This window comes from Actinomyces haliotis (assembly GCF_015355765.1).
GTDB classification, from domain to species: domain Bacteria; phylum Actinomycetota; class Actinomycetes; order Actinomycetales; family Actinomycetaceae; genus Actinomyces; species Actinomyces haliotis.
This window is the reverse complement of record NZ_JACWNA010000001.1, coordinates 174,984-188,890: the sequence shown is the minus strand read 5'-3', so window position 1 is coordinate 188,890 and position 13,907 is coordinate 174,984. Positions and strand designations below refer to the sequence as shown.

The 13,907-nt window shown below is 73.8% G+C and carries 10 protein-coding genes; 4 read left to right on the top strand and 6 right to left on the bottom strand.

Features of this window, described 5'->3' with window-relative positions:
* Positions 1-2: 2 nt before the first annotated feature.
* Genes IXW69_RS00715 through IXW69_RS00700 form a run of 4 tightly spaced genes read right to left on the bottom strand, consistent with a single transcriptional unit; the run spans position 3 to position 4,191 of the window.
* Positions 3-995, bottom strand: coding sequence for an AAA family ATPase (locus tag IXW69_RS00715; protein WP_194784469.1), 993 nt, complete (start codon positions 993-995; stop codon positions 3-5).
* Complete coding sequence (locus IXW69_RS00710) at positions 992-2,173, bottom strand: DUF4350 domain-containing protein (RefSeq protein ID WP_194784468.1); 1,182 nt, start codon at positions 2,171-2,173, stop codon at positions 992-994. The genes IXW69_RS00715 and IXW69_RS00710 overlap by 4 nt, the downstream gene beginning before the upstream one ends.
* On the bottom strand, positions 2,170-2,901 hold the full coding sequence (locus tag IXW69_RS11955) for a DUF4129 domain-containing protein (RefSeq protein WP_194784467.1): 732 nt from the start codon (positions 2,899-2,901) through the stop codon (positions 2,170-2,172). Before IXW69_RS11955 ends, IXW69_RS00710 begins: the two co-directional genes overlap by 4 nt.
* Before the next feature lie 30 nt (positions 2,902-2,931).
* Positions 2,932-4,191, bottom strand: coding sequence for a glycerophosphoryl diester phosphodiesterase membrane domain-containing protein (locus IXW69_RS00700; protein ID WP_194784466.1), 1,260 nt, complete (start codon positions 4,189-4,191; stop codon positions 2,932-2,934).
* Positions 4,192-4,337: 146 nt separating this feature from the next.
* Here IXW69_RS00700 and mtrA point away from each other — a divergent pair, with 146 nt between their 5' ends.
* From mtrA to IXW69_RS00685, 3 genes are all read left to right on the top strand, one after another.
* Positions 4,338-5,021, top strand: coding sequence for an MtrAB system response regulator MtrA (gene mtrA / locus IXW69_RS00695; protein ID WP_194784465.1), 684 nt, complete (start codon positions 4,338-4,340; stop codon positions 5,019-5,021).
* 143 nt (positions 5,022-5,164) lie between these two features.
* Positions 5,165-7,099 (top strand): MtrAB system histidine kinase MtrB, encoded by a 1,935-nt coding sequence (gene mtrB, locus IXW69_RS00690; protein ID WP_323745096.1) that lies wholly within the window; start codon positions 5,165-5,167, stop codon positions 7,097-7,099.
* Positions 7,096-8,799 carry a GerMN domain-containing protein gene (locus IXW69_RS00685; protein WP_194784464.1) on the top strand — a complete coding sequence of 568 codons (1,704 nt, stop codon included), beginning with the start codon at positions 7,096-7,098 and terminating at the stop codon, positions 8,797-8,799. Before mtrB ends, IXW69_RS00685 begins: the two co-directional genes overlap by 4 nt.
* Before the next feature lie 84 nt (positions 8,800-8,883).
* Here the strand turns inward: IXW69_RS00685 and hpf are convergent, their stop codons facing one another.
* Both hpf and IXW69_RS00675 read right to left on the bottom strand, forming a co-directional pair.
* A complete protein-coding gene (hpf, locus tag IXW69_RS00680; protein ID WP_194784463.1) occupies positions 8,884-9,528 on the bottom strand; it encodes a ribosome hibernation-promoting factor, HPF/YfiA family in 645 nt (214 codons plus the stop codon).
* A 180-nt stretch (positions 9,529-9,708) separates the two neighbouring features.
* Entirely contained in the window at positions 9,709-10,728 is a 1,020-nt protein-coding gene (locus tag IXW69_RS00675; protein ID WP_323745095.1) for a ComF family protein, read from the bottom strand.
* A gap of 275 nt (positions 10,729-11,003) precedes the next feature.
* On the opposite strand from IXW69_RS00675, the gene secA reads away from it, so the two are divergent.
* Positions 11,004-13,850 (top strand): preprotein translocase subunit SecA, encoded by a 2,847-nt coding sequence (gene secA / locus IXW69_RS00670; protein WP_194784462.1) that lies wholly within the window; start codon positions 11,004-11,006, stop codon positions 13,848-13,850.
* The last annotated feature ends 57 nt before the right edge of the window (positions 13,851-13,907 follow it).

Sequence of the window (13,907 nt, the reverse complement as noted above, 5' to 3'; positions counted from 1 at the left end):
CCTCAGCGGGGGACCTCGACCGTGCGCAGGACGCCGGCGATGACGGACTCCGTGGTGACGCCCTCCATCTCGGCCTCGGCGCGCAGGGTGATGCGGTGGCGCAGGGCCGGCGCAGCGAGGACCTTGACGTCGTCGGGCGTGAGGAAGGACCTGCCCGACAGCCACGCCCAGGCGCGGGCGGCCGCCAGCAGCGCGGTCGCGCCGCGCGGCGAGACCCCGAGCGCCACGCTCGGCGCCTGCCGGGTGGCGCGGACGAGGTCGACGACGTAGCCGAGCACCTCCGGGGAGGCGCCGATCGTGCGGACCTGCTCCCTGGCGCGAGCGAGGTCCCCGGGTCCTGCGACGGCGCGCAGGCCCGCGGCCGCGAGGTCCCCGGGGCTGAAGCCTGCGGCGTGGCGGCTGAGGACCTCGAGCTCGTCGGCGCGGTCCGGCAGCGGCAGGACGAGCTTGAGGAGGAAGCGGTCCAGCTGGGCCTCCGGCAGTGGGTACGTGCCCTCGTACTCGACGGGATTCTGGGTCGCGATGACCATGAAGGGGTCCGGCAGGCGCCGGGGCTCGCCGTCGACGCTCACCTGCCGCTCCTCCATGGCCTCGAGGAGCGCCGCCTGGGTCTTCGGGGGCGTGCGGTTGATCTCGTCGGCCAGGAGGAGGTTCGTGAAGACGGGCCCCTCGCGGAAGGAGAACTCCGCGGTGCGCGCGTCGTACACGAGGGAGCCGGTGACGTCGCCCGGCATGAGGTCCGGGGTGAACTGGACGCGCTTGGTCCCCAGGTCGAGGGACGCCGCGAGAGACCGGACGAGCAGGGTCTTGGCGACGCCCGGGACGCCCTCGAGCAGCACGTGCCCGCCGGCGAGGAGCCCGATGACGAGGCCTGTGACGGCGCCGTCCTGCCCGACGACGGCCTTGCCGACCTCGCCGCGGACGGCGACGAGCCGGGAGTGCGGGTCGTTCCGATCCTCTGCGGGGACGGCGCCGTGGTCCGGTGAGGTGCTCATGAGTTCTCTGCCTCGCTCTCGAGTCGGTCGAGCTGGACGGCCAGGTCCACGAGGGACTGGTCATCGGTGGGTGGGGCGCCGGTGAGCGTCTCGCGGACGAGCGGCTCGGGTCGGCCGGTCGTGCGGGCGACGGCGCCGACGAGCTCGTCGGCGCCCGTGCCCGCGGGCACGCCGAGTCGTCGGCCCAGGCGAGTCGCGGTGGCCGTGCGCAGGACGCGTGCGGCGTGCTCGCGGTCGCCGGCCCGGCGGTACAGCCGGCCGCGACCGCGGGTGGTCTCCGTCGCCCGCACGACGACCGGCAGGTCCTCGACGATCACCGGTCCCATCCGGCGCCCGCGGACCAGGGCGAGGGCGAGGACGGCGATCCCGAGCTGGGCCAGGACGACCGGAGCCCACGGCGGCACGACCGTCGTGTCCCACACGCTGGGCGGCTCCAGGTGGGCGGCGTCGAGCCAGACGACGCGGTCGTGGTGCCCCAGGGCCCGGACGCCCAGGGCGGCTTCGCCCGCGGTGGCGAGCCGGGCGTTCGTGAGGGCGCCCCGGTCCGCGACGACGCGCAGGACGGCGCCGGAGGACAGGGGAGCCGTGGCGTAGGCGTAGGCGTCGTCCTTGACGGGGAAGCAGCCGACGGCGCCGGGAACGCCGTCGACCGTCACGGCTCCCTTGGAGCCGCGGAGCGTCGCGGCGGCCACGGCGTCGTGGTCCTCGCACTGGGCGCTGAGCGCGGTGCCCGTCCCGGCCGAGGCGCCCGTGGGGGTCAGGTCCGTCAGACCGGTGAGGGACTGGTAGGTGGAGCCGATGATGGTGACGTCGCCCCCGGCGGCGGCGAGGCGCTTCCGGTCGGCGGTGCTCAGCGAGCCGGCGTTGACGAGGGCGACGGTGGCGTGCTGCTGCGAGGAAGCGGCGACGGCGTCGTCGACGCTCGTGACGGTGGTGACGGAGACGCCCTCGTCGTGGAGCAGCGCGGCGAGCGCCTGGGCGCCGTCATCCCCTGGGTTGGTGGGTGCGAGGGGGGTGCTCGAGGTGGCCGGGCGCGTCCAGCTGGTGAGGAGGGCGACGGCGAGGAGCACGGTGAGCGCCACGGCGAACGGCCGCCACCGGCGCAGGCGCTCGCGCTCGGGCGCCCCGAGGACCTGGTCCTCATCGGCCGCGGCGGAGGGGAGGACGGGAGCGCTCATCGGCGCACCGTCCAGCGCTCAGGGGCGGGGGAGGACTCGGGAGCCCGCGGCGCCGCGGCGGCGACGCGCTCGGCGAGGTCGCGCATGGACTGGTCCTGGTGCTCCGTGGGCAGGAGGTCGCCGTATCGGACGAAGTCGAAGACCCTGGCCGCGGAGACGAGGTCGCCCCCGAGGCCGCCGAGCGCCTCAGCGGCAGCGACCGCCGCCTCGTGGGCAGTGAGGCCGGGGTGGTCGTCGATGAGGCCGCGCTCGTCGAGGGACCGGATGATGGCGCGGTACCGCTCGATGACGGCCGTCGCCCAGTCGGAGCGGGTCACGGCGGCATCCGCTGCCGCCCGCAGCGTGGCGGCGTCGCGCTCGTCGCCGGCGAAGAGCGCGTGGGACGGGACCCGGCTCGCGCGTGCGGCGGACAACCTGGTGAGCGTGAGGAGGACGGCGGCAATGAGCGCGCCGGCGGCGAGCACGACGATGAGGACGGAGAGCCACGCGGGGACGCCGGGCACGATCCCGGCCGGGTCGAGGTGGTGCCGCAGCCAGGTCAGGGCGGCCTCCAGCACGTCCTGGCGCGGGTGGTACGCGGGCTTGGCGAGCTCGCGGTCCGCGGCGTCGCGCGCCTCCTGAGCGCTCGGGGTGGCGGGGACGTCCGAGGCGAGGACCCGTGAGCGCACGACGGTGCCCGCCCGCGGCTGGGCGCGGGCGGGAACGACGGTCGTGAGCGCGAGGTCCACGGGGCTCGGGTGCCGGTTCCTGCGGCCGGCTCAGCGGCCCGCGGCCTGGCGCAGCTCGACGTCGAGGCCCTCGTGGCGCATGCGCAGGTCGATGTAGGTCAGGGCGGTCACGGCGGCGGTGAAGGGGAGGATGAGCGCGGACAGGAGCGCCGAGAGGAAGGTGGACAGCGCGCTCGCGAGGGCGACCTGGTCCGGCGCGGTGACGGTGATGAGCCCGGTCAGCGCACCGGTGACACCGCCGAGGAGCGCTCCGACGGCGCCCTGGATGAGGGCGGCGAGCACGAGGATCCCGAGGACCCGCCAGAAGGAGCCCTTGGTGAGTCGCCAGGAGCGGCGGATGCCGTCGAGGACACCGACGTTCTCGAGGATGAGCGCGGCCGAGGACATCGACAGCCGGACCCCGAGGAACACGGCCGCGATGATCGCGCCGAGCCCGACGACGATCGCGGCGAGGACCGCCAGGACGATGCCGGTGGTCGAGCCGTCGGACGACGCGGAGAGGATCGCGATGACGAGGAGGACGGCGGCACCGACGAGGAGGAGGGCGGCGAGGCCGCTGATGAGGCTGACGAGGAGGGACTGGCCGATGAGGGCCCACACGCGGCGGCGCGTCCGCTCCCACACCTCGCCCGGGGTGGCGACCCGGCCCAGGACCGACCGTGAGACGGCGACGATGAGCAGCCCCGTGAGCACCGCCGTGGCGATCGCCGAGATGAGGCCCTGAAGCGTGATCGAGCCGAGGCTCGAGACGCCTCCGCCCAGGAGGTTCGCGAGCTGCGCCTCGGTCGGGTCGCTGCCGGACTCGAGCGTCGTCCCGAGCGAGGCGAGGGAGTGCGTCGCCAGCCCGGACAGGAGCGCGGAGACGAGGCCGACGACGCTCATGACGACGAGCGCGGGCAGGAACATGGCGCGCGGGTTCGCCCGGAGGGCCTCGACGGCGCCGCCGATGATCTCGGTGATGCCGAGCGGGCGCAGCGGGATGATGCCGGGCTTGGGGGCGAGGAAGAAGCCGCCGGGCGCGCCGGCGCCCTGCGCGTACGGGGCGGCGGCGTCCGGTCCGCCCCAGCCTCCCTGCGGCGGGAGGCCGGTGGGGTACGCGCCGGGGTGGCTGCTGTCCGGGTGCCCGGCGCCCTCCTGGCCAGGGGCGTCCGCCCCGCGGGACCCGTAGGACGGGTAGCCTGCGGGGGCGCTGCCGTAGGCGCCGTAGCGCGGGGCTGGGGTCTCGTCCTGCGGGCTCGTGCCGTGGCCGCCGTCGGACGAGGGCGGGAGCCACCCGGAGTTCTCGCTCATGGGCCCACCCTGGCACGTCCCGTGCCTCGGTGCCCTCCGCCAGGAGGAGGAGATCCGGTGCGCGCGTCCCCGCCCGGAGGACGGGTGCGTGACCGGTCCGTGACGCAAGCCCGCTGTGTGGATCATGTTCGTGCCAAGATAGGGGCATGAGCACGCGCATCCTCGTCGTCGACGACGACACCGCCCTCGCAGAGATGATCGGCATCATGCTCGAGTCCGAGGGGTACACGCCGTCCTTCTGCGCTGACGGCACCCAGGCCCTCGAGACCTTCCGGAGCACGGACCCCGACCTCGTGCTCCTCGACCTCATGCTCCCCGGCCTGGACGGCGTGGAGATCTGCCGCCTCATCCGCGCCGAGTCCGACGTCCCCGTCATCATGCTCACCGCGCGCACGGACACCCAGGACGTCGTCGCCGGGCTCGAGGCCGGCGCGGACGACTACGTCACCAAGCCCTTCAAGTCCAAGGAGCTGCTCGCCCGCGTCCGCACCCGGCTCCGCCGCAACACCGACGGCGGCAACGCGGAGCACGTGCGCGCCGGGGACCTCGACATCGACGTCGCCGGTCACCAGGTCCACCGCGGTGACCAGACCATCGCCCTCACGCCCCTCGAGTTCGACCTCCTCGTCACGCTGGCCCGCACCCCCTGGAAGGTCTTCACCCGCGAGGAGCTTCTTGAGCAGGTCTGGGGCTACCAGCACGCCGCTGACACCCGTCTCGTCAACGTGCACGTCCAGCGCCTCCGCGCCAAGATCGAGCACGACCCCGAGCACCCCGCGATCGTCATCACGGTGCGCGGCGTCGGCTACCGGGCCGGCGAGTCCAAGTGAGCTGAGCGCGCGTCCGCCGCGGTCAGGCCCGTGCGGTCGCCCGACCGGCGCGCCGCCCGGCGGGTCGCGCGTCTCACGCGGCGACGCCGTGATGCGGCCTGTCCGTGACCGGATCGGCGGCCCGGACGCGGGATGATGAACCAGTGACGAGCTCCCCGGGCGCCCCGACGCCTCGCCCCGTGCCGAGGTGGCTGCCCCCGCGGCTGCGCCGCCTCGTGCTCGCCGCGCGCAGGAGCCTGTCCACCCGCATGGCGCTCCTCGCCACCGTGGCCGGCGTCGTGCTCATCGCCCTCCTTCTCACCGGCGTCACGAGCCGTGTGCGGGACGACGTCTTCAACGACCGCCGCGACGCCGTCCTCGCCGACGCCCGCCAGCGCGTCGCCGGCGTCCAGTCCGAGTTCGACGACACCACCGTCACCACCGCCGACGAGGCGGCCGCCGCCGTCCAGGACGAGGTCTCCCGCATCAAGGGCTCCGCCTCCGGCTCCGGCGGGGTCGGCGTCGTCATGCTCCGCAGCGGCTCCGACGACTCGTCAGCCGCCATCAACGACCTCGCCACCGACCCCCGCCTGTCCTCGCTCGTCACGCCCGAGCTCGAGAAGGCCGTCGACGCCGCGGCCGCCACGGGGGACACGGGAGCCCAGTTCTGGCAGTCCGTGTCGGTCCCGGCCGCCTCAGGCAAGGGCACGGCGCCCGGCATCATCGTCGGCTCCCGCGCCAGCCTCCCCGTGGCCGGCGACTACGACCTCTACCTCGTCTACTCCCTCGAGCCCGAGCAGCGCCTCATCTCGACCGCCACCCGCGCCATCGTCCTGGCCGGCGTCGGGTTCCTCCTCATCCTCATCCTGGGAGTGTGGGGCCTGACCTGGCGCGTGCTCATCCCCGTGCGCCGCACCTCGCTCGCCGCGCAGCGCCTGGCCTCCGGCCTCCTGTCCGAGCGCCTCGAGGTCACGGGCGAGGACGAGCTCGCCGCGCTGGCGCGCTCCTTCAACGACATGGCCGACGCGCTCGAGTCCCAGATCAAGCGGCTGGAGAACCTCTCCGAGCTCCAGCGCCTCTTCGTCTCCGACGTCTCCCACGAGCTCCGCACGCCCCTGTCCTCCATCCAGCTCGCCAGTGAGCAGATCATGGAGGCCCGCGACGAGATCGAGGACCCCTTCGCCGTGCGCGCCATCGAGATCCTCCAGCGCGAGGTCGACCGCTTCGCCCGCATGCTCGAGGACCTCCTGGCCATCTCCCGGATCGACTCCGGCCGCGTCCAGCTCTCCGTGGAGGAGATCGACCTGCGCACCGTCGTCGCCCGGGTCATCGAGGACCTGCGCGTCCAGATCGACGAGCGCGACGCCGTCATCACCGTGGCCCCAGCGCCCGAGCCCCTCATCGCCGAGATGGACTCCGTGCGCGTCGAGCGCATCGTCCGCAACTTCGTCACCAACGCCCTCGACCACGCCCGCGAGGACGAGCCACCGCGGATCGACGTGACCATGGCCGGGACGGACACGATCGTCGCGGTGCGCGTGCGCGACCACGGCGTCGGCATGAGCCCGGACGTCCTCGGCAAGGTCTTCGACCGCTTCTACCGCGCCGACCCCTCGCGCAAGCGCACCCTGGGCGGAACCGGGCTCGGCCTGTCGATCTCCCTCGAGGACGCGCACCTCCACGGCGGAACCCTGGAGAACTGGGGCTGGCCCGGCGACGGCTCCGCCTTCCTCATGGTCCTGCCGCGCACCCTCGGACCCGACGCGACACCGGGCGCGCTCACGGGCCCCTGGCCGCTCACCGCAGTCCCGGACGACGCCCCGGCGGTCTCACGGGCCGCGTCCCGGCGTGACACCGCCGCTCCGGCGCCGAGCTCCGCCATCGGGCCCGTCCCCGTGTCCCGTCGTGCCGAGGGCGTCCACCACGACGACGAGGACGAGCAGGCCCCGACCGCCCCGACCCCCGACCTCGCCGCCGAGGCACGCGGCGCCGGCCGCCCGGCCCCGCCACCAGCGACCGGCCGGCGCGTCACCGTGCGCGTCCCCGGCGACGCCCCCTCCGCCCGGACCCCCGACGCCCCGAAGGGAGCTTCGCGATGACCCGCGGCCTCCTCCCCGTCGCCCCCATGACCCGTCGCCGCGCGCTCGCGGCCCTCGGCTGGAGCGCCGCCGTCGGCGCGCTGGCCGGCTGCGCCTCGTTGCCCCGCTCGGGAGACGTCACGCGCTCCGACGCCGTCACGAAGGACGACTCCGGCCTCGTCCAGACGGCCGCGGGACCCGCCGACGGCGCCACCGTCGAGCAGATCGTCTCCGGCTTCCTGCGCGCCTGCGAGGCGGGCTTCTCCGACGAGTTCGCCACCGCGCGCAGCTTCCTCCTGGGGCCCGTTCGGACGAGCTGGGAACCGCTCGGCGTCGTCCGCGTCTACCAGGGCTCCAAGGCCCGCGTCCTCGAGGTCGCTGAGGACGGGGCGGTGCGAGTCTCCGCCGAGCAGACCGCCTCCCTCGACTCCACCGGCGTCCTCACCCAGGTCGATGGCAGCACGCTCGACGCCTCGTACTCCCTGGCGACGAACGCCGCCGGGCAGTGGCGCATCGTCGACCTGCCCGGCGGGATCCTCCTGCCCTCCTCGGCTCTCACCGACAACTTCATCGCGCGCCCGGTCTACTTCCTCACCCGCGACCGCGAGCGACTCGTCCCCGACCTGCGCTTCCTGCCGCGACGCGACGGTGAGAAGGGGCTCGCCCAGGCGCTCCTCGGCGGTCCCGCCGCGTGGCTCGCGCCCGCCGTCACGACGGCCGTCCCGAAGGGCCTCGCCCTCGTCGACGACGGCGTCGTCACAGGCGGCGGCACCGCCCAGGTCAGCGTCTCGGAGGAGGCGGGGAGCCTCACCGCCGCGCAGCGGGGGCTCCTCGTCGCCCAGCTGAGCGCGACGCTCACCCAGGTCGACGGCGTCGACACCGTCACGGCGAGCTCCGGCTCGGACGACCTCGGCAAGGCGGCGGACCTTCCTGTTCCGGGTGCCTCCCCGGGCGCGCTCGTCGGGATGAGCGGCGGGAACGTCGTGCGCGGCGCCTCGTCGACGCGCACCACCCTCGTCACCTCGGACGTGCTGGGGACCAAGGACGCCCGTTACCCGGCGCTCGGCGCCGACGGCGCCGTCTACGTCCTCTCGGGAGCGAGCCTCCTGCGCGTCGGGGTGGGGGAGAGGGCCGCGGCCGCCGTCCTCTCGGCCGACACCAACGACCCCTCGAAGATCGTCATGCTGCCGCCCGTCGTCGACCGCCACGGGTGGGTCTGGACCGCCTCGGCCGGCGCGCTCACGGTCGTCAACGCCCAGGGCCTGCGCGCCGAGGTCGCCGCGGACTGGCTCAAGGACGGTATCGAGGCGATCGACCTCTCGGCCGAGTCCGAGCGCCTCCTCGTGCGCAGCTCCGGACCGACCATCACGCTCGCTGCCATCGTCCGTGACGACGACGGCGCCCCGACCGGTCTCGGCGACGCCGTCCGGGTTCTTCCCGGCGCCGGCGTCCGCGAGGGCCTGGCCTGGTACGACCCGACCGACCTGTGCCTGCTCGCCGACCCCTCCGACGGGGAGGACGCGCCCGTCGTCCGGCGGGTCCAGGTCCCCGGGACCCAGGCGGCGAGCCCCGGTGCCCAGGGCGCGGTCGCCGTCGTCGCCAACCGCGTGGATGGCACCGTCCTGCTCACGGATGGCTCCCGCCAGGTCTGGCAGCGCGTCGGCGCCACCTGGAGAGTCATCTCCACGGACGTCAGCGACGTCTCGTACCCGCTGGTGTGACGCGGTGGCCCGGCTCTCGTCGGGCAGGGGCGCGCCCCGCCGTCCCGGAGGACGGCGGGGCGCGCCCGTGCGGAGGGATCTCTCTCAGAGGACCTGGGCGTCGAGGCGGATGACGCCGTAGGTCCACCCGCGGCGGTGGTAGACCGCGCAGGGCTGCTTCGTGGACTTCTCGATGAAGAGGTAGAAGGGGTGGCCCACGAGCTCCATCTGGTAGAGCGCCTCGTCGACGGTCATCGGGGTCGCCTCGTGGAGCTTCTGGCGCACGAGGACCGGGGAGTCGCCCAGCTGGGACTCGACGGCGACACCGTGCTCCGTGGGCGCCTTGGGCTGGTCCTCAATGGGGGCGTCGTCCGTCTCCGGGGCGGTCGGCTCCGCGAGGGTCGACGCGCCCTCGAGCACGCCGGAGGCCTCGACCGCGTAACGGCGGTGGTCCTTCTTGCGGTCCCGGGCGCGGCGGAGGCGCTCGGTGAGCTTGCCCATGGCGATGTCGAAGGCGGCGAAGCGGTCGGAGGAGCTGGCCTCGGCGCGGATGACCGGGCCCTTGGAGACCACGGTGATCTCGCAGCGCTCGGCGGTGTCCGCCTGTCGCGGGTTGCGCTCGTGGGTGACCTCGACCTCGACGCGCTGGACGCGTGGGTCGAACTGCTCGACCTTGACGGCCTTCTCCTCAACGTAGTCCCGCAGGCGCGAGCTGATCTCAGCGTTACGGCCGACGACGGTGATGTCCATGGTGGAACCTTCTTCCGGGTTCAGGGGATCCCTCGGGGGATCGGTCCGAAGAGCGCCCGCCGCACCTCGCGACGGGTTCTGGAGAGTCCTCGACCACCTCCTGACTGCGCGTCCCCGGTTCGGCGTCGTCGTTGACGTCGTTGGGACCGTGACGACCTCGTGTGCGATGTGCCACATAACTTACACCACTCGTCCGACGTCCGTGGGCGCCGTCGCGGGCAGGGCGGGGCCCGGTTCGCCACCGGCGGAGGATGCGGAGTCCGACGACGGCGGGGTCGCCAGTGAGGCGACGCTCCGAGCGCACTCCGCGGTGCCCCGCACGACGCCTCCGGGGACCCGTGGGCGTGCGGAGGCCGGCGGTGGCGCGGCCGCCAGGACGAGCGCGCCCAGAACCTCGGCGCCCTCGGCCCGCAGCGCCCTGGCGCAGGCGCCGAGCGTCGCCCCCGTCGTGACGACGTCGTCGACGAGCAGGACCCGCGTCCCGGCGACGTCGGCCAGGACGCGGGGCTCACGGGCGCGGTTGGTGCGTCGGCCGCGAGAGGACAGGCCCGCCTGGTGCGCGCTCGCTCGGTGACGCTCGCGCCGCAGCACGTCGGCGGAGAGCACGCGGACGGGGGCTGCAGCCGGGGCAGGAGGGGCGGTGTCAAAGGGGGATGCGCTCGCGCCAGCGCCCGGGCCAGGACGGTCGCTGGACGTGTCGTCGGTGAGGCCGTCCGGCCGCAGGCCCCGAGCGATCCCCCGCGCGACCTCGTCCGCCAGCCGCGCGACCACGAGCCGCCCCCGCAGCCGACGCCCCAGCCCCGATGGCGCCGGCACGACGAGGACGGGACCCGTCGGGCGCCGGGCAGCGGCGCTGGGCCCGTCCGCCGTGCCGAGGTGGTCCGTGCCGTCCGCCTGCGGTAGGTGCGACGCCGCCCACGCGGCACCCGCTCGCCGCCCCGCGTCGGCGACGACGGCGTCGAGGTCCTCGCGCGCCCCGTTCTTCCACCCGAGGACGATCGACCGGACGGGACCGGTGTAGCGGGTCAGGGCCACCACCTCGAGCCCCTCCACTGCTCGAAGGTGCTCGACGAGCTCGAGCGGGCCCTCCAGAAGGGCGGTGCACCGCGGGCACAGCGTCGTCTCCCAGCAGCCGCAACCGGCGCAGGCGGCGGGAAGGACGAGGCGGGCGAGGGGTCGCAGCGGGCTGTCGGGAGGCACGGGACGATGCTGCGGCGCAAGGTCCGCCGCGCGTCCGCGCCGATGCTCGGGCGGGGGAGGGAGGCCGCACCGCCGGCCCCTGGGGAGCCCGGGAGCCACAACCGCTCCGCGACGCTCGCGATGAGCGAGATCATGCGGAAGAGGGGAGGCCGTCCACTACGATTGTGGCGACTGCGCCCGGGTGACCGGGCGCCGGGCCGCGCCCCTCGGCGCGTGAGCCGCCACCGCGGCCGGGGCCCCCGGGCCCGCCCCCGCGAACCAAGGGAGAAGCCAGCGTGTCGATCGTCGACCGGATCCTTCGCATCGGTGAGGGCCGCACCGTCAAGCGGCTCGACGCCCTCGCCACCCAGGTCGAGGCGCTCGCCGACGCCTACGGCGAGATGACCGACGAGGAGCTCCGCGAGGTCACCGAGGACCTTAAGGAGCGCTGCCGCGAGGGCGAGACCCTCGACCAGCTCCTGCCCGAGGCCTTCGCCGCCGTCTGCGAGGCCGCCGAGCGTGTCCTGGGCATGCGGCCCTACCACGTGCAGATCATGGGCGGCGCCGCTCTCCACCTCGGCAACATCGCCGAGATGAAGACCGGTGAGGGCAAGACCCTCGTCGCCACCATGCCCTCCTACCTGCGGGCGCTCACCGGAGAGGGCGTCCACGTCGTCACGGTCAACGACTACCTCGCCGAGTACCAGTCCGACCTCATGGGCCGCGTCCACCGCTTCCTCGGCCTCACCACCGGTTGCATCCTCACCGGCCAGACCCCCGCCGAGCGCCGCGCCCAGTACGCCTGCGACATCACGTACGGCACGAACAACGAGTTCGGCTTCGACTACCTGCGCGACAACATGGCGCAACGTCACGAGGACCTCGTCCAGCGCGGCCACGCCTTCGTCATCGTCGACGAGGTGGACTCCATCCTCATCGACGAGGCTCGCACCCCGCTCATCATCTCCGGTCCTGCCAGCGGTGACGTCAACAAGTGGTACCAGGAGTTCGCGAAGATCGCGACGCGCCTGACCCCGGAGAAGGACTACGAGGTCGACGAGAAGAAGCGCACCGTCGGCATCACCGCCTCCGGGATCGACCGCGTCGAGGACTACCTCGGCATCGACAACCTCTACGAGTCCGAGAACACCCCGCTCATCGGCTTCCTCAACAACGCCATCCGCGCCAAGGAGCTCTTCCACCTCGACAAGGACTACATCGTCCGCGACGGCGAGGTCCTCATCGTCGACGAGCACACCGGGCGCGTCCTGCCGGGCCGCCGCTACAACGAGGGCATGCACCAGGCCATCGAGGCCAAGGAGCGCGTCGAGATCAAGGCCGAGAACCAGACCCTCGCCACGATCACCCTCCAGAACTACTTCCGCCTCTACCCCGAGGGCTCCCGCTCCGGCATGACCGGTACCGCGGAGACCGAGGCCGCCGAGTTCGCCGGCACCTACAAGATCGGCGTCGTCCCGATCCCGACGAACAAGCCGATGATCCGCAAGGACCAGCCGGACCTCGTCTACACCAACGTCAAGGCGAAGCTCACCGCCGTCGTCGACGACATCGAGGAGCGCCACGAGGCCGGCCAGCCGGTCCTCGTCGGCACCACGAGCGTGGAGAAGTCCGAGCAGCTCTCCCGCATGCTCACCGAGCGCAAGATCCCGCACGAGGTCCTCAACGCCAAGCAGCACGCGCGGGAGGCCGCCGTCGTCGCCATGGCCGGACGCAAGGGCGCCGTCACCGTCGCCACCAACATGGCCGGACGAGGCACCGACATCATGCTCGGCGGCAACGCCGAGCACCTCGCGGTCACCGCCCTCAAGGGGAAGGGCCTCGACCCCGAGGAGGACTCCGAGGCCTATGAGAAGGCCTGGCCCGCCGCCCTCAAGGCCGCCAAGGAGGCCTGCAAGGCGGAGCACGACGAGGTCGTCGAGCTCGGCGGCCTCTACGTGCTCGGCACCGAGCGCCACGAGTCCCGCCGCATCGACAACCAGCTGCGCGGCCGCTCCGGCCGACAGGGGGACCCGGGCGAGTCTCGCTTCTACCTGTCCATGGAGGACGACCTCATGCGCATGTTCGCCTCCGGGGCGGCCCAGCGCATCATGTCCTCGGGCGCCTACCCCGACGACGTTCCGCTCGAGTCCAAGATGGTCACCCGCGCCATCGCCTCCGCGCAGCGCCAGGTCGAGTCCCGCAACTACGAGATCCGCAAGAACGTCCTCAAGTACGACGACGTCATGACCGAGCAGCGCGAGAAGGTCTACTCCGAGCGCCGCCGCGTCCTGGACGGCGAGGACCTCGAGCCCCAGATCGAGGCCTTCCGCGCCCAGACGGTCGAGACGATCGTCGCCGCGCGCACCGCCGAGGGCCGCCCCGACGAGTGGGACCTCGACGCCCTCTGGGACGACCTCGCCCACGTCTACCCTGTCTCCCTCACCCAGGCCGAGCTCGTCGACGCCGTCGGCGGCCGTGACAACCTCACCTCTGAGCGCCTGGCCTCCGAGCTCACCGACGACGCCGCCGTCGCCTACGAGGACGCCGAGACCCGCATCGACGCCAACCCGCTCGCCCGCGCCCAGCTCGGCTCCGAGCCGATGCGCACCCTCGAGCGCCGCGTGCTGCTCGCCGTCGTCGACAAGCGCTGGCGCGAGCACCTCTACGAGATGGACTACCTCAAGGAGGGCATCGGCCTGCGCGCCATGGCCCAGAGGGACCCGCTCGTCGAGTACGGCAACGAGGGCGCCCACATGTTCAAGGCGATGATGGAGGGGATCCGCGAGGAGACCGTCGAGCAGGTCTTCGCCAACGCGCAGCGCTTCGACGAGGCCGCCGCCCGCGCCGAGGCCGACGGCACCGCGCAGGCTGCCGCGACCGTGGCGGCCGCGGACGCCTCGGGCCGCCTGAGCCTCGGCCGGAAGGCCCAGGGCGGGACCGTCCTCGGCTCGACCGGCCAGGAGACCATGAACGAGCGCGTCACCTACTCCGCCCCCGACGAGGACGGCTCGAGCACCGTCTCCGCGGGGAGCGCCTCCGGGGCCTCCGGGACGTCCGCCGGACCCTCCGACGACGGTGCTGCCACCGGGGCCAACCGCGCCGAGCGCCGCGCCGCCAAGAAGAAGGCGAAGAAGCGCCGCTGAGCGCCACCGCACGACGACGTCGCCGCCCGTCCCCGGGCGGGGAGGGGCGGCGACGTC

Excerpts from the sequence above, each read along its gene's own strand:
- hpf (WP_194784463.1), bottom strand. The coding sequence starts at position 9,528 with ATGGACATCACCGTCGTCGGCCGTAACGCTGAGATCAGCTCGCGCCTG.
- IXW69_RS00715 (WP_194784469.1), bottom strand. The coding sequence starts at position 995 with ATGAGCACCTCACCGGACCACGGCGCCGTCCCCGCAGAGGATCGGAAC.
- IXW69_RS00685 (WP_194784464.1), top strand. The coding sequence starts at position 7,096 with ATGACCCGCGGCCTCCTCCCCGTCGCCCCCATGACCCGTCGCCGCGCG.
- IXW69_RS00710 (WP_194784468.1), bottom strand. The coding sequence starts at position 2,173 with ATGAGCGCTCCCGTCCTCCCCTCCGCCGCGGCCGATGAGGACCAGGTC.
- mtrA (WP_194784465.1), top strand. The coding sequence starts at position 4,338 with ATGAGCACGCGCATCCTCGTCGTCGACGACGACACCGCCCTCGCAGAG.
- IXW69_RS00700 (WP_194784466.1), bottom strand. The coding sequence starts at position 4,191 with ATGAGCGAGAACTCCGGGTGGCTCCCGCCCTCGTCCGACGGCGGCCAC.